The following is a 15,065-nucleotide window of genomic DNA, read 5'->3' as shown; positions in this document are numbered from 1 at the left end:
GCGGGACGGGGTCAGAGGTGCCGGTACCGGTCCGGGGCGAGGTCCCAGGGGTCCTTGTCGAGGAGCTCCGCGACCGCCCGGAACACCGCGGTCTCGACGACGATCCGGCGGTCGACGTCGTCCTTCTCGGGCAGGTGCGTCAGCCGCTCGACCGGGATCCGGTAGATCGTCACGCGGTCCGGCCGTCGGTCGATGCGCCAGCGTGGCACCGTGCGGTCCGCCGGGTCGGGTGCGGTCGCGGTCGACGGCATGTCCGCCACCTGGAACACGACGCCGCGCAGTTCGTCGGGCCACAGCTCGACCAGGTAGTGCGCCGTGTCGCCGACGATGCGGTCGAACGCCTCGGCCCGGGTGACCACGGGCGCGAGGTCGGGTCCGGTGACGGACGAGCGCCCGCCCCGGCCGTGCCGCGAGCGACCGCGGGCCCGGTCGACGGGCGTCACGAGGGGGCGTCGGCGGACCATGCGGCCATGGTACTGCCGGGTGCCCGGTAGGTTGGGCGGGAGATGGACGTGCGGATCTGCAGCAAGGTCGCCTGCGGGGCGGGGGCCGTGGCGACCCTGACGTACGACTACGCCGACTCCATGGTCGTCGTGGGACCGCTGTCGATCCGGGTCGAGCCGCACGGGTACGACCTCTGCGGCCGGCACGCCGAACGCCTCTCGGTCCCACGGGGGTGGCAGGTGGTGCGCCGTGCGCCCCTCGGGCGCGACTGACGACGGCCGGGTCCGTCGCCCCGCGGTCGCCACCGCCCGCATGCCGGGAGGCGCGGTGCGAGCCCGCCACGTGCCTCCCGGCCGGAGGGTGGGAGACTGGTGGTCATGCCCACCGACATGCAGACCGCGCTGCCCCACCGCGTCGCCGACCTGACGCTCGCCGAGGCCGGCCGACACCAGATCCGCCTCGCCGAGCACGAGATGCCCGGCCTCATGGCACTGCGCGAGGAGTTCGGTGCGTCGCAGCCGCTCGCGGGTGCGCGGATCGCGGGATCGCTCCACATGACCGTGCAGACGGCCGTGCTCATCGAGACCCTCGTCGCGCTCGGTGCCCGCGTGCGCTGGGCGAGCTGCAACATCTTCTCGACGCAGGACGAGGCGGCCGCGGCGGTCGCGGTCGGCCCCACGGGCACCCCGGACGCCCCCGCCGGTGTCCCGGTGTTCGCCTGGAAGGGCGAGACCCTCGACGAGTACTGGTGGTGCACGAACCGGATCTTCGACTGGTCGGCCGAGGCCGCGGCCGAGGGCGCCGACTGGATCGGGCCGAACATGATCCTCGATGACGGCGGCGACGCCACGATGCTCGTGCACGAGGGTGCGGACGCCGAGTCCGCCGGAGCCGTCCCCGAACCGGCGTCCGACGCCGCGGCCGAGCGTCTCGTCGTCCTCCGCACGATCGCCGAGTCGCTCGCGACCTCGCCCGACCGGTGGACCCGGATCGCGGCCGAGCTGCGCGGGGTGACCGAGGAGACCACGACGGGCGTGCACCGTCTGTACGAGCTCGCGCGCGCCGGCGTCCTCCGGTTCCCGGCCATCAACGTCAACGACTCCGTGACGAAGTCGAAGTTCGACAACCGCTACGGCATCCGGCACTCGCTGCCGGACGGCCTCAACCGGGCCACCGACGTCCTCATCGGCGGCAAGGTCGCGTTCGTCGTCGGCTACGGCGACGTCGGCAAGGGCGCGGCCGAGGCGCTCCGCGGACAGGGTGCCCGCGTCATCGTCTCCGAGGTCGACCCCATCTGCGCGCTCCAGGCGGCCATGGACGGCTTCCAGGTCGCCCGGCTCGAATCCGTCCTCGACCAGGTCGACATCGTCGTGACCTGCACGGGCAACGTGGACGTCGTGACGGTCGACGACATGCTCGGGCTGAAGCACCTGGCGATCGTCGCGAACGTCGGCCACTTCGACAACGAGATCGACATGGCCGGACTCGAGCGGCTCGAGGGGGCGGAGCGGATCGAGATCAAGCCCCAGGTGCACGAGTGGCGCCTGCCGAACGGCCGGAGCGTCCTCGTCCTCAGTGAGGGGCGGCTCATGAACCTCGGCAACGCGACCGGCCACCCCTCGTTCGTCATGAGCAACTCGTTCACGAACCAGGTGCTGGCGCAGATCGAGCTCTGGACCCGACCCGAGGCGTACCCGACCGACGTGTACGTGCTGCCGAAGCACCTCGACGAGAAGGTCGCACGACTGCACCTGGACGCGCTCGGCGTCGAGCTGACCACGCTGGACGCCCGACAGGCCGACTACATCGGCGTGCCGGTCGAGGGCCCCTACAAGCCCGAGCACTACCGCTACTGACGCCCCGGCGGCGCGGCGGCGATCCCCGCGGACCGCCGCCCCGCCGCGCCCGGCCGTCGTGACCGGGTCCCTCGGTTATGGTGGCAGCACGGGCGCGTCGCCACGTCCGGCACCACCGATCCTGAGGGGGACCATGAGCCCGCGCATCCTCGTCGTCGACGACGACCAGGCGCTCGCCGAGATGATCGGGATCGTCCTCCGGTCCGAGGGGTTCGAGCTCGAGTTCAGCGAGGACGGCACCGACGCGCTCGAGGCCTTCCAGAGCACGCGACCGGACCTCGTGCTGCTCGATGTCATGCTGCCGGGTGTCGACGGGATCGAGGTCTGTCGCCGGATCCGTGCCGAGAGCGGCACGCCGATCATCATGCTCACCGCCAAGGGCGACACCGCCGACGTCGTGTCCGGCCTCGAGAACGGTGCCGACGACTACGTGGTCAAGCCGTTCAACCCGAAGGAGCTCGTCGCGCGCATCCGCACGCGCCTGCGCCCGGTGGCGAGCGACGCGGCCGTCCTCACCGTCGGGGACCTCACGGTCGACGTCCCCGGGCACGAGGTCCGCCGCGGCCGCACCCCGATCGCACTCACCCCGCTCGAGTTCGACCTGCTGCGCGCCCTCGCCGAGAAGCCGAACCAGGTGTTCACGCGCGAGATGCTGCTCGAGCAGGTGTGGGGGTACCACTACAAGGCGGACACGCGACTGGTCAACGTCCACGTGCAGCGGCTGCGCGCCAAGATCGAGCACGACCCGGACAACCCGCGCATCGTCACCACCGTGCGCGGCGTCGGCTACCGGGCGGGCTCGCAGGGCTAGCCGTTGGCCAGGCCCGCGGCCCGCGCGACGCCGACATCCGTCGCGTCCCCCGGGGCGGTCACCGTCCGGCAGGTGTGGCGGCGCACCCGGCGATGGATCCGGCGGGGGTGGCGTGCCGTCGCGTTCCTCTGGCGACGGTCCCTGTTGTTCCGCGCGGTCGCCATCACGGTCCTGACGACCGGGCTCGCGGTCAGCGTCATCGGCACCGCGATCACCCTGAGCATCACGAACAACGTCTACGCCCAGCGGCGAGACCAGATCGAGGCCGAGTCGGAACGTGCGACGGTCCTCGCGCAGAACATCTTCGATGCCGCCACCGCCGCCGAGGACAACAACCAGGTCGAGCTCGAGACGCTGCAGAACGAGGCGCAGACCTCGATCCTGACCACCACGACGAGTCCCGGCGGCACGAGCATCGCCATCCTCCGCACCCCGGGGCAGTCCACCACGCAGACGCTGCAGAACATCGCCAGCCCCGACTTCCCGGACTCGGTGATCACGCCCGAGTTGCGGAAGGCCGTCGCGAAGGACTCCGGTGCGCTCCGGCTGCAGGCGGTCGCGCTCGAGGACGGCGGACGACGGGAACCGGGGCTCGCGGTCGGGTCGACGCTCCAGATCCCGAGCGCCGGGCAGTACGAGCTGTACCTCGTCTACGACCTCAGCGACGCGCAGAAGACGCTGGACTTCGTGTCGCAGACGCTGTCCGTCGGCGGCGTGGCGCTCGTCGTGCTCATCGCGCTCGTCACGTCGCTCGTCGTCCGCCTCGTCGTCGGCCCGGTGCGCGTCGCGGCCGAGACGAGCCGCAAGATCGCCGCCGGTCGACTCGACGAACGCATCCCCGTGCGGGGCGAGGACGACATCGCGATCCTCGCCACGAGCTTCAACGGCATGGCCGACGTGATGAGCCGGCAGATCACCCAGCTCGCCGAGCTGTCCCGCGTGCAGCAGCGGTTCGTGTCGGACGTGTCCCACGAGCTCCGCACGCCCCTGACGACCATCCGGCTCGCGGGCGACGTCCTGTTCGACGCCCGACACGCGTTCGAACCAGCGGTGGCCCGGTCGAGCGAGCTCCTGCACACCCAGATCGACCGGTTCGAGTTGCTGCTGGCGGACCTGCTCGAGATCTCGCGGTACGACGCCCAGGCGGTGCAGCTCGAGACGGAGCCGGTCGTGCCGGCGGCGCTCGCGACCGACATCGTCGACGAGTTCCGGCCGCTCGCCGAGTCGGCCGGAGTCGAGCTGCAGGTCGCCACACCGGGCGGCCACGTCGTCGTGCAGGCCGACGGACGACGGATCCGGCGCGTGCTCCGCAACCTCGTCGGGAACGCGATCGAGCACGGCGAGGCCAAGCCGGTGCAGGTCGTGGTCGACAGCGACGCCGACACGGTCGCGATCGCCGTGCGCGACCAGGGCGTCGGGATGCCCCCGCAGGACGTCGAGCGCGTGTTCGACCGGTTCTGGCGGGCCGACCCGAGCCGACAGCGGACCATCGGCGGGACCGGCCTGGGGCTCGCGATCAGCCTCGAGGACGCACACCTGCACGGCGGGCGGATCGACGTCTGGTCGCGGCCGACGGTCGGATCGGTGTTCGTGCTGACGCTCCCGCGCCGCGCCGGCGACGCGGTGACGCGGTCGGTGATCCCGTTGCCCGCGCTCGACGACCTGGAGGACGAGCCGCGCCTCCCGGCCGTCCCCGCCGACGGCGACGGAGGGCCGCAGCGGTGACCCGGCGCGTCCTCACCGCGCTCGTCGCGACGCTCGTGCTCGTCGTGCTCACCGCCTGCGCCGCGATCCCGACCGGCGGTGCCGTGCAGAAGGGCGGCCGCGTCGAGGACCAGGCGCCGTCCGGCGTCGACTACCGCCCGAACGGGCCGGTCAAGGGCTCGGACCAGGAGACCGTCCTCCGACAGTTCATCGACGCGGCCACCGGTGCCCAGGACAACTACGCGGTGGCACGGGAGTTCCTGACGACGGGGTTCGCGCAGCGGTGGAACCCGCGGCAGAGTGTGACCGTCCGCCAGGGGAGCGGCACCGTCGCGCGCACCGGGGACCGTCGGCTCTCGTACACGATGACGGTGTCGGCCACGGTGGACGCCGACGGCGAGTACACGCAGGCCGACAGCGACGCGACGTCGACGCTGACGTTCCAGTTCCGCAAGGAACGCGGGCAGTGGCGGATCAGCTACGCGCCCGGCGGGATCATCCTGTCGCCCGTCAGCTTCGAGTCGGTGTTCCAGGCGCACGCCCTCTACTTCTACGACCCGACGTACCACTACCTCGTGCCCGAGGAACGGTGGTTCCTCGCCCGGTCGTCGACGAGCACGCGGATCGCGAGCGCGCTGCTCGCCGGGCCGAGCGAGTGGCTCAAGGGAGCGGTCGTCACGGCGTTCCCCGAGGGCACGCAGCTGTCCCTCAACGCCGTGACGATCGAGAGCGGGTCCGCCCAGGTCGACCTGACGAGTGACGCGCTGAAAGCGACCACGGTCGAGAAGGTCCGGATGCGCGAGCAGCTCACCGCGAGCCTGGCGTCGGTCGCGAGCATCTCGTCCGTGACGATCACGGTCGAGGGCACGAGCCTCGACGTGCCCGACTCGACGGGCACGAACGCCGAACGCGACCCCGACGTCGACGCCCGGCCGCTCGTCGTCGCGAAGAACGCCGTCGGCAACGCAGCCGCGGGAGCCGTCGACCAACTCGCCGGCATCGCGGACAAGATCCGCGGCCTCGACCCGACGTCACTCGAGGTGACGGCGGCGGGCACCTCCGCCGCGGTCGGCACGGCGGACGGCGTGGACGCCGTCCGGTCCGGCTCGAGCGCTCCCGTGCAGGTGGACACGCGGAGCGGCCTCGTCGCGCCGTCCATCGACGACGAGGGCTTCGTGTGGTCGGCCCAGGCGGCGGACCCCCGGTCAGTCGTCGCTCACGGGCTCGAGGGCGATGCGCACCCGATCTCGTCGAGCCTGCCCGACGGCCGACTCGTCGCGTTCCGCGTGTCGCGGGACGCCACCCGGGCGCTCGCGCTCATCGACACCGACGAGGGTGCCGCCCTGTACGTCATGGGCGTGCTCCGGAACTCGCAGAAGCAGCCGACCGCGCTCGGCGCACCCGTCCGGGTGCCGGTCGCCGCGGGGACCCCGGTCGACGCGACGTGGCAGAGCGACCTCGAGGTGGCGTCGCTCGGCTCCACCGCGACCGGCTCGACCGTGACGTCGTCGACCATCGGCGGGCGTTCGACGACGCTCAACCGCCCGTCCGGTTCGGCGACGACGATCGTCGGCGGTGCGTCCGACTCGCTGCTCCTGCGCATGACCGACGGCCGTGTGCTCGCCGAGAGCGGCGGTGGCTGGGACGACAGCGGCGTGACGGCGGCCGTCCTCGGCACGCAGCGGTAGGCCGGGAGGCCCGTCCTCCCCAGGTGCTCCCGTCCGGACCGCCGTCCACCGACTGGTGGATCCGGCGCCGAGTCACGCGGCCGCGGCGCGACGATCGAGGCATGGGGGAGCGGGAAGCCGACCGGTGGCGGGACGCGGCGATCGAGGCGCTCGGCGTGCTGCTGCCGGTGTCGTGCGTCGTCTGCGGGCGTGACGACCGCCCGGTGTGCCACGCGTGTCTCGAGGACCTCGCCGCGACCCCGTCGTGCGTCCGGCTCGTGGCCGGCGTCCGGCTCGACGCCCCGTTCACCTACCGGGGGACGGCCCGGGCCCTCGTGCTCGCGTTCAAGGTGCACGGACGGCTCGACGTCGTCGGACCGCTCGCCCGCCCCACCGTGCGGGCACTCCGGGGGGCGCTCGCCGAGGCGCCCGACGCGGTCGTGGTCCGGGTTCCGTCCTCGCGGGCGGGACGTCGGCGGCGGGGATTCGACCCGGTCGTCGTCCTGCTCCGTCGCGGTGGTTTCCGGACCGCTCGCGTGCTCCGACGGGTGCCGGACCCGCGGGCCCGCGGCAGGCGCGACGGCGGCCAGAAGTCGCTGTCGGCGGTGGACCGGGTGACCGCGACGGTCGGCACCCTCCGCGCGGTGGACGTGCGCGACCGCGCCGTCGTGCTCGTCGACGACGTCGTGACGACCGGGGTGACCATGGCCGAGGCCATCCGGGCGGTCCGCGCCGCGGGCGGCCGCGTGGTGCGGTGCGTGGCGACGGCGAGCGTGGAGCCGTCCTCCCCGTCGGAGGCTGGGACCGGACCCTGAATCGTCGCGTGCACCCGGGTCTACGCTCGCTCGAAAGGCGTCTGGAGTCGCCACGAGGAGGCGACGCGCCGAGTCTGGATGGGAGCCGCCATGGACATCTCGATCACGGGACGGAACGTCGGGATCACCGACCGTTTCCGCGCCTACGCCGAGGAGAAGTCCGCGAAGATCGACGCGCTCGCCGATCGTGCCGTGGCCTTCGAGGTCCGGGTCAGTCGACACCACGAGAAGAGCAGCGGGGCGAGCGGTGACGACCGCGTCGAGCTCACCCTCATCGGTCCTGGGCCGCTCATCCGCGCCGAGTCGACCGCGTCCGACAAGTACGCGGCGTTCGACCTGGCGTTCGCCCGCATCGCCGAACGGTTGCGGCGTGCGAAGGACCGCAAGAAGGTCCACCGGGGCCGTCATCGCCCGACCTCGGTCGCCGAGGCGGCGGGTGACGGGTTCGCCACGATGGACGTCGTGCCCGCCGACGGCACGCTCATCGAGACGGTCGCGACCGGCAGCCTGCCCGTCGTGACGGACGAGGCCCAGGCGACGGACGAGGACGCCTACAACCCCGTCGTCATCCGCACGAAGGTCTTCGCGTCGTCCCCGATGACCGTCGACGACGCGCTGTACTACATGGAGCTCGTCGGCCACGACTTCTACCTCTTCATCGACGCCGAGACGGAACGCCCCAGCGTCGTGTACCGCCGCAAGGGCTGGGACTACGGCGTCATCGCCCTGGACGACGCCGCACCCGTCCAGCAAGAGGCCGCGACGGTCGAACGCGCTGGCGTGACCGTCTGACCTCCGCGCACGACCACGAGGGCCCCGCTCGGCACCACACGGTGCGGTCGGGGCCCTCGTGTCCGCCCCGAGCGAACGGGCGCGCCCATCGGCTCCGGCAGCGCCCGCCGCCCAGGTGTGCGGGCGCGGAGGTTGCTAGCATGGCTGGCTGATCAGGCGCGCGCGACCGGCCGTCCGGAGGCCCCGAGCGATCAGCGCCAGACGACACCATGAGGAGTCTCGATTGACCAACGTGCTGGAGAAGGTCCTCCGCATCGGCGAAGGGCGCACGCTCCGACGCCTCAAGGCCTACGCCGAGGCGATCAACGACCTCGAGGACGACTTCGCCACCCTCAGCGACGAGGAACTGCGCGACGAGACGCGTGAGCTGCGCGAGCGGTACGCGAACGGCGAGTCCCTGGACGACCTGCTGCCCGAGGCGTTCGCCGCGGTGCGTGAGGCGTCGAAGCGCACGCTCGGGCTCCGTCACTTCGACGTCCAGCTCATGGGCGGTGCCGCGCTGCACCTCGGGAACATCGCCGAGATGAAGACCGGTGAGGGCAAGACGCTCGTCGCGACGACGGCCGCGTACCTCAACGCCATCGCCTCGCGCGGCGTGCACGTCATCACCGTCAACGACTTCCTCGCGAGCTACCAGTCCGAGCTCATGGGCCGCGTGTTCCGCGCGCTCGGCATGACCACCGGCTGCATCCTCGCGGGGCAGGAGCCCGCCGAGCGTCGCGAGCAGTACGCCGCCGACATCACGTACGGCACGAACAACGAGTTCGGCTTCGACTACCTGCGCGACAACATGGCGTGGCAGGCGTCGGACATGGTGCAGCGCGGGCACTTCTTCGCCATCGTCGACGAGGTCGACTCGATCCTCATCGACGAGGCCCGCACGCCGCTCATCATCTCCGGACCGTCCTCGGGCGAGGCCAACCGCTGGTTCACCGAGTTCGCCACGATCGCCACGCGCCTGCGTCCCGGCGTCGACTACGAGGTCGACGAGAAGAAGCGCACGGTCGGCGTGCTCGAGCCCGGGATCGAGAAGGTCGAGGACTACCTCGGCATCGACAACCTGTACGAGTCGGCCAACACCCCGCTCATCTCGTTCCTCAACAACGCGATCAAGGCCGACGCCCTGTTCAAGCGCGACAAGGACTACGTCGTCATGAACGGCGAGGTGCTCATCGTCGACGAGCACACCGGTCGCATCCTCATGGGCCGCCGGTACAACGAGGGCATCCACCAGGCGATCGAGGCGAAGGAGGGCGTCGAGGTCAAGGCGGAGAACCAGACCCTCGCCACCATCACGCTGCAGAACTACTTCCGCCTGTACAAGAAGCTCTCCGGCATGACCGGTACCGCCGAGACCGAGGCGGCGGAGTTCATGTCGACGTACAAGCTCGGCGTCGTCCCGATCCCGACGAACAGGCCGATGCAGCGCAACGACCAGACGGACCTCGTGTACAAGAACGAGCCCGCGAAGTTCGAACAGGTCGCCGCCGACATCGAGCAGCGGCACGAGAACGGCCAGCCCGTCCTCGTCGGCACGACGAGCGTCGAGAAGAGCGAGTACCTGTCCAAGCTCCTCGCCAAGCGCGGCGTGAAGCACGAGGTGCTCAACGCGAAGAACCACGCGCGCGAGGCCGCGATCGTCGCCCAGGCGGGTCGCCTCGGTGCGGTCACGGTCGCCACGAACATGGCCGGCCGCGGTACGGACATCATGCTCGGCGGCAACGCGGAGTTCCTCGCCGTCGCCGAGATGCACGCGAAGGGGCTGTCCCCGACCGAGACCCCGGATGAGTACGAGGCCGCGTGGGACGACGTGTTCGCCCGCGTCAAGGCCGAGGTCGAGGTCGAGGCCGAGAAGGTCCGCGACGCCGGTGGGCTGTACGTGCTCGGCACGGAGCGACACGAGTCCCGGCGCATCGACAACCAGCTGCGTGGTCGCTCCGGTCGACAGGGCGACCCCGGCGAGAGCCGCTTCTACCTGTCCCTCACCGACGACCTCATGCGGTTGTTCAACTCCGGCGCGGCCGAGAGCCTCATGGGCCGCTCGAACGTCCCGGACGACCTCGCGATCGAGAACAAGCTCGTCGGTCGTGCGATCCGCTCCGCCCAGGCCCAGGTCGAGGCCCGGAACGCCGAGATCCGCAAGAACGTGCTGAAGTACGACGACGTCCTGAACCGCCAGCGCGAGGCCATCTACGACGACCGGCGCCGCATCCTCGAGGGCGACGACCTGCACGACCGGTCGCAGCAGTTCCTCGAGAGCGTGGTCAACGAGATCATCGACTCGCACACGGGCGAGGGCTCCCCGGACGACTGGGACCTCGATGCGATGTGGACCGAGCTCGGGACGCTCTACCCCGTGTCGATCACCATCGACGAGGTCATCACCGAGGCCGGATCGCGGGGCAAGGCATCGCGCGACTTCCTCGGCCGCGAGATCCTGTCGGACGCCAAGCTCGCGTACCAGAAGCGCGAGGAGGCCCTCGGCGACGAGGCCATGCGCGAACTCGAGCGCCGCGTCGTCCTGTCGGTGATCGACCGACGCTGGCGCGACCACCTCTACGAGATGGACTACCTCAAGGACGGCATCGGTCTCCGCGCGATGGCGCAGCGCGACCCCCTCGTCGAGTACCAGCGCGAGGGCTACGCCCTGTTCCAGAGCATGATGGGCCAGATCCGCGAGGAGTCCATCGGGTTCCTGTTCAACCTCGAGGTCCAGGTGCAGCGTGACGGCGAGACGGCCGTCATCGACGCCAAGGGCCTCGGCGAGGACTCGGAGGCCGCCGGGCTGGAGTACTCGGCACCGTCGATCGACGGCGAGGTCGAGGTCCGTGACCAGAGCGGTCGCCTCGAGCAGGCGGCGACCGCACTCGCGCAGCGGCAGCAGGCCGTCGCCGAGGCCGAGCAGGTCCCGGGTCCCGAGCGGGGGTCGTCGTTCGGTGCTGCGGCGACGGCGTCCGGGCAGCGCGGTGCCTTCGGGCAGCGCGACACGGCGCCGACGAACCGGGCGGACCGTCGGGCGCAGGCCAAGAAGAGCTGATCGGGAGCGTTCCCGGAACGGCGGCGGTCCTCCTCGGGCCGTCGCCGTTCGGCGTTCGCGCACCCGTCGCCGGCCAGCCCTGCGCTCCGGTGCGGTCCGCACCGGTGGTCAGAGGACGCTGACCGCGGTCGCGCGCCATCGGCCGTCGCGGCCCTCCAGGCGGATCGCGACCGCACGAGTTCGTGCCCGTGCATGCACGATGACGGTGGCCTCGGCGACACCGTCGCTCGGTTCGCGGACGATCACCGAACCGATCGAGAAGACGGGCCGGCGCGGCGCCGTCCGGCGTACCGACCGCGCGCGGGCCGCCAACCGGACGCGGACCTGGAGGTGTCGGTGCACGTCGTCCGTCACCCACCGCGCGATCTGGTCGAGTTCACGGGCGCCGGCGAGGATCTCGACGACACAGCGGGCGAGGTCCCGTGCGACGGGGGTGGGGTCCGGCAGCGCTGCGCGAGGGGGCTGCGGTGCGGCGTCGGCGCGGCGGAGCCGGCGCGGCCCGGCGGTGCGCCGCGGCGCGCGCTCGGCAGAGCGATCCGGCTCGTGCCCGGGAGGCGTGGGGCGGAGGACCGCGCCGTCGAGCGCCGTGGGCAGCGGAGGAGCCGGCTGCGCTCCGTGCTCGGTCAGGGCGTGCCGCCCCTGACGGCGCATGCCCCGTCCCTCCGGTCCGTCGTCGGTGCGCTGTGCGGCACGGTCGTCCATGAGCCCCCTCGTGGTGCGGTGGTGCGGCCTCCCCGGCCACGCCCTCAGGCTACTGACCGTTGGAATGTGACATTTAATCCCCGGACCGAGGTGGGGACGGTCGCAGGGAGGACCGGAGGCGGCCACCTAGACTTGCTCCGTGTCGACCCTCAGTGACCTCGTTCTCGCCCAAGGCCGGTCCACCGACGCGGACGTCGAGTGGCTCCACCTGCTCGTGGGCGACGGTCAGCTCCTCGCCGACCTGTCGTTCGCCGACATCGTGGTGTGGGTGCCCGCGGAGGACGGCTCGTTCGTGGCCGTCGCGCACGCGCGGCCGTCGTCCGCCGCGACGCTGTTCTACCGCGACGTCGTCGGGCAGGGCGTGCGGGACGAGTGGCGCGACCAGATCACCCAGTGCTTCGAACGCAGCGAGATCGTCGACTCGGCGGAGCCCGACTGGTACGAGGACACCCCGACCCGCGTGCGCGCGATCCCGGTCCTGCGTCGGTTGTCCGCCACGAGCGCCCAGACGACGGAGGCGCCCATCGCCGTCGTCACACGCCACTCGAACGTCAACGAGCAGCGCACGCCGAGCCGCCAGGAGCTGACGTTCAACTCGAGCGCGAACGACCTGTTCGGCATGATCGCCACGGGGGACTTCCCGGACATCGGCGCACCGACCGGTCCGCGTCGGGGTGCTCCTCGTGCCTCCGACGGACTCCTGCGACTCGACGTCGGGGGCGTCGTCACCTTCGCGAGCCCGAACGGCCTCAGTGCCTTCAACCGGATGGGCTTCGAGGGCGAGCTCGAAGGGCTCTCCCTGGCCGAGGTGACGACCGGGCTGCTCGGGAATCAACTCGTCGTGGACGAGTCCCTGCCGCTCGTCGTGACCGGTCGCGCTCCGTGGCGCACCGACATCGAGGCGAAGGGCGTGACCGTGACGCTCCGCGCGATCCCCCTGCGCGACCACGGGGAGCGCATCGGGGCGATCGTGCTCTGCCGTGACGTCACCGAGCAGCGGCACCAGGAGCGCGAGCTCATCACGAAGGACGCGACGATCCGCGAGATCCACCACCGCGTCAAGAACAACCTGCAGACGGTCGCGTCGCTCCTCCGCATCCAGGCGCGTCGCACGCATTCGGAGGAGGCCCGGGAGGCCCTGCAGCAGGCGATGCGTCGGGTCGCCGCCATCGCGGTCGTCCACGACACGCTCTCGACCGGTCTCAGTCAGAACGTGGACTTTGACGACGTGTTCGACCGCGTGCTCATGCTCGTGACCGAGGTCGCGGCGAGTCACAACACGACCGTGCGCCCCAAGAAGACGGGCGAGTTCGGTGTGCTCCCGAGCGAAGCGGCGACGCCGTTGGCGCTCGGCCTCACGGAACTCGTGACGAACGCGGTGGAGCACGGGCTCGACGGCCGTGACGGCGAGGTCGAGATCGTGGCCGACCGGTTCGAGGACCACCTCGAGGTGCAGGTGCGCGACAACGGGCGCGGACTCCCCGAGGGCAAGGTCGGTGCGGGACTCGGCACGCAGATCGTGCGGACCCTGATCCAGGGCGAACTCGGCGGCACGATCGACTGGCACACCTTGGTCGGCAGCGGTACCGAGGTCACCATCGGCATCCCCTTCCGGTGGTCGGAGCAGTCGTAGGGCTTCGGCCTCGGGATCGCGCGGGGTCCGAGTCGAGGGACGACGGGCGCGGCAGGACGACGTGGGGTGGAACGACGACGGCGCCCGGTCCCCTGGGGGACCGGGCGCCGTCGGCGTCGGAACGGGTGCGCTCGGTCAGGAGGCGCGACGTGCGCGGGCAGCGCGGCGCTTGAGCGCGCGACGCTCGTCCTCGCTCAGACCGCCCCAGACGCCCGAGTCCTGCGAGGTCTCGAGCGCGTACTGCAGACAGGTCTCGGTGACGGTGCACCGAGCGCACACCGACTTCGCCTTCTCGATCTGGTCGACGGCCGGGCCGGTGTTCCCGACCGGGAAGAAGAGCTCGGGGTCCGCGGTGAGGCAGGCGGCCTTGTCACGCCAATCCATGTGTTGATGCTCCTTAAATAGCTTCGAATCGCACGACGAACGGCCGTGGCGAATCAAGTGCAGGCGTGGGCCAGCTGGGCTGCAGCACTGCGGGGGGATTCTCTGTGGGGGAGAGAAAGACTCTGCGGGAGGCGCACACGTCATCGTGGCGTTCCATCGACCTCGAACATCGTTCCATACTGATATGGCCAAATCAAGGGTCGAGAGCTGGAGGAACGCTGTGTCGGATGCCCCACGCCCGGAGCGCCCCGAGGGTGCCGCTGATCGGGAATCACCTGATCGCGCGGCATTCCGGACGCCGACCGTGCTCGGTCTCGCGGTCGTCGTGGGGCTCGAGTTCCTCGCCGTGGCGGTGCTCACGGTGGTGCTCGTCGTCGACCTCGTGGTCGCCCCGCCGGACTCGGTCGTGAACGGTCTGGCGCTCATCGTCCTCGCCGCCGTCGCCGCGATCTGGCTCGGAGCGATGGTGCTCGGACTGGCCCGCGCCCGCTCCTGGGTGCGGAGCGGGGTCGTCGTCTGGCAGTTCCTCCAGATCGCCCTCGCCGTCGGTGCGTTCCAGGGCGTGTTCCGGGTCCCGGCGATCGGGTGGGTGCTGCTCCTGCCAGCGCTGCTCGCCCTGGTGCTCGTCTTCGCACCGGCGACGACGGCGGTGCTCGCCCGCCGCGACCTCGAGCGCTGAGGGCAGGGACTCAGTCCAGGCCGAGCTTCTTCCGCAGCGCGGCCACGTGCCCCGTCGCCTTCACGTTGTAGAGCGGCAGCTGCACGCGGCCGTCCTCGTCGACGACGATCGTCGAGCGGATCGTGCCCGTCGTGACCTTGCCGTAGAGGTTCTTCTCGCCGTACGCGCCGTACGCGCGGTGGACCGTCAGGTCCGGGTCGCTCAGGAGCGGGAAGGTCAGGGCCTGCTCGTCCTTGAAGCGCTGCAGCGCGGGGAGGTCGTCCTTGCTGATGCCGAGCACCGTGTAGCCGGCGCCCTGCAGGGAGTTCATGTTGTCGCGGAAGTCGCAGGCCTCGGTCGTGCATCCGGGCGTCGACGCGGCCGGGTAGAAGTACACGATGACCTTCCGGCCCCGCAGGTCGCGCAGGCTCGTCGGCGTGCCGTGCTCGTCCGGCAGGGTGAAGTCGGGGGCGTCGGCCCCGGCGGCGAGACGTTCGGTCATCCTGTGCTCCTTGCGCGACGTGGTGGCGTCGCCCCGTGGTCCGTGGCGGCCGAGACCCAT

At 71.4% G+C, this 15,065-nt stretch carries 14 protein-coding genes; 10 read left to right on the top strand and 4 right to left on the bottom strand.

Going from position 1 to position 15,065, the window contains the following annotated elements:
- Nucleotides 1-11: 11 nt before the first annotated feature.
- Nucleotides 12-464, bottom strand: coding sequence for a metallopeptidase family protein (locus tag DEI88_RS10320; RefSeq protein ID WP_111009556.1), 453 nt, complete (start codon nt 462-464; stop codon nt 12-14).
- A 42-nt stretch (nt 465-506) separates the two neighbouring features.
- Here DEI88_RS10320 and DEI88_RS10315 point away from each other — a divergent pair, with 42 nt between their 5' ends.
- The 8 genes from DEI88_RS10315 to secA all read left to right on the top strand — a co-directional run bounded on the left by DEI88_RS10315 (nt 507) and on the right by secA (nt 11,126).
- Nucleotides 507-716: a DUF3499 family protein gene (locus tag DEI88_RS10315; protein ID WP_111009557.1), complete on the top strand. Its 210-nt coding sequence runs from the start codon at nt 507-509 to the stop codon at nt 714-716.
- A gap of 105 nt (nt 717-821) precedes the next feature.
- On the top strand, nt 822-2,300 hold the full coding sequence (gene ahcY / locus DEI88_RS10310; protein WP_111009636.1) for an adenosylhomocysteinase: 1,479 nt from the start codon (nt 822-824) through the stop codon (nt 2,298-2,300).
- Between the two features lie 133 nt (nt 2,301-2,433).
- Nucleotides 2,434-3,111 carry an MtrAB system response regulator MtrA gene (gene mtrA / locus DEI88_RS10305; protein ID WP_111009558.1) on the top strand — a complete coding sequence of 226 codons (678 nt, stop codon included), beginning with the start codon at nt 2,434-2,436 and terminating at the stop codon, nt 3,109-3,111.
- A 72-nt stretch (nt 3,112-3,183) separates the two neighbouring features.
- Nucleotides 3,184-4,836 (top strand): MtrAB system histidine kinase MtrB, encoded by a 1,653-nt coding sequence (mtrB, locus tag DEI88_RS10300; RefSeq protein WP_111036638.1) that lies wholly within the window; start codon nt 3,184-3,186, stop codon nt 4,834-4,836.
- Entirely contained in the window at nt 4,833-6,503 is a 1,671-nt protein-coding gene (locus DEI88_RS10295) for an LpqB family beta-propeller domain-containing protein (RefSeq protein WP_111071383.1), read from the top strand. The genes mtrB and DEI88_RS10295 overlap by 4 nt, the downstream gene beginning before the upstream one ends.
- A 101-nt stretch (nt 6,504-6,604) precedes the next feature.
- A complete protein-coding gene (locus DEI88_RS10290) occupies nt 6,605-7,297 on the top strand; it encodes a ComF family protein (RefSeq protein ID WP_111013448.1) in 693 nt (230 codons plus the stop codon).
- 90 nt (nt 7,298-7,387) lie between these two features.
- Complete coding sequence (gene hpf, locus DEI88_RS10285; RefSeq protein WP_111013447.1) at nt 7,388-8,089, top strand: ribosome hibernation-promoting factor, HPF/YfiA family; 702 nt, start codon at nt 7,388-7,390, stop codon at nt 8,087-8,089.
- A 223-nt stretch (nt 8,090-8,312) separates the two neighbouring features.
- Nucleotides 8,313-11,126 carry a preprotein translocase subunit SecA gene (secA, locus tag DEI88_RS10280; protein WP_111009562.1) on the top strand — a complete coding sequence of 938 codons (2,814 nt, stop codon included), beginning with the start codon at nt 8,313-8,315 and terminating at the stop codon, nt 11,124-11,126.
- A gap of 108 nt (nt 11,127-11,234) precedes the next feature.
- Here the strand turns inward: secA and DEI88_RS10275 are convergent, their stop codons facing one another.
- The gene (locus DEI88_RS10275; protein WP_258374929.1) at nt 11,235-11,828 is read right to left on the bottom strand and encodes an Rv3235 family protein; all 594 of its coding nucleotides are present in this window, start codon (nt 11,826-11,828) and stop codon (nt 11,235-11,237) included.
- Between the two features lie 139 nt (nt 11,829-11,967).
- On the opposite strand from DEI88_RS10275, the gene DEI88_RS10270 reads away from it, so the two are divergent.
- Nucleotides 11,968-13,461, top strand: coding sequence for a sensor histidine kinase (locus tag DEI88_RS10270; RefSeq protein WP_111009563.1), 1,494 nt, complete (start codon nt 11,968-11,970; stop codon nt 13,459-13,461).
- A gap of 135 nt (nt 13,462-13,596) precedes the next feature.
- On the opposite strand, the gene DEI88_RS10265 is transcribed toward DEI88_RS10270, so the two are convergent.
- Complete coding sequence (locus DEI88_RS10265; RefSeq protein ID WP_066515941.1) at nt 13,597-13,845, bottom strand: WhiB family transcriptional regulator; 249 nt, start codon at nt 13,843-13,845, stop codon at nt 13,597-13,599.
- A gap of 304 nt (nt 13,846-14,149) precedes the next feature.
- On the opposite strand from DEI88_RS10265, the gene DEI88_RS10260 reads away from it, so the two are divergent.
- Entirely contained in the window at nt 14,150-14,524 is a 375-nt protein-coding gene (locus DEI88_RS10260) for a hypothetical protein (RefSeq protein WP_111009564.1), read from the top strand.
- Between the two features lie 10 nt (nt 14,525-14,534).
- On the opposite strand, the gene bcp is transcribed toward DEI88_RS10260, so the two are convergent.
- Nucleotides 14,535-15,005 (bottom strand): thioredoxin-dependent thiol peroxidase, encoded by a 471-nt coding sequence (bcp, locus tag DEI88_RS10255; RefSeq protein WP_111009565.1) that lies wholly within the window; start codon nt 15,003-15,005, stop codon nt 14,535-14,537.
- Nucleotides 15,006-15,065: the final 60 nt, after the last annotated feature.

Origin of the sequence: Curtobacterium sp. MCBD17_003 (genome assembly GCF_003234885.2) — a bacterium.
GTDB lineage: Bacteria > Actinomycetota > Actinomycetes > Actinomycetales > Microbacteriaceae > Curtobacterium.
The sequence above is the reverse complement of the archived record's forward strand: the minus strand, read 5'-3'. Positions and strand labels throughout refer to the sequence as shown.

Coding starts and splice junctions, on each gene's coding strand:
- hpf (WP_111013447.1), top strand. CDS start 7,388: ATGGACATCTCGATCACGGGACGGAACGTCGGGATCACCGACCGTTTC.
- DEI88_RS10265 (WP_066515941.1), bottom strand. CDS start 13,845: ATGGATTGGCGTGACAAGGCCGCCTGCCTCACCGCGGACCCCGAGCTC.
- ahcY (WP_111009636.1), top strand. CDS start 822: ATGCCCACCGACATGCAGACCGCGCTGCCCCACCGCGTCGCCGACCTG.
- DEI88_RS10320 (WP_111009556.1), bottom strand. CDS start 464: ATGGTCCGCCGACGCCCCCTCGTGACGCCCGTCGACCGGGCCCGCGGT.
- mtrA (WP_111009558.1), top strand. CDS start 2,434: ATGAGCCCGCGCATCCTCGTCGTCGACGACGACCAGGCGCTCGCCGAG.
- DEI88_RS10315 (WP_111009557.1), top strand. CDS start 507: ATGGACGTGCGGATCTGCAGCAAGGTCGCCTGCGGGGCGGGGGCCGTG.
- bcp (WP_111009565.1), bottom strand. CDS start 15,005: ATGACCGAACGTCTCGCCGCCGGGGCCGACGCCCCCGACTTCACCCTG.
- DEI88_RS10275 (WP_258374929.1), bottom strand. CDS start 11,828: ATGGACGACCGTGCCGCACAGCGCACCGACGACGGACCGGAGGGACGG.
- DEI88_RS10290 (WP_111013448.1), top strand. CDS start 6,605: ATGGGGGAGCGGGAAGCCGACCGGTGGCGGGACGCGGCGATCGAGGCG.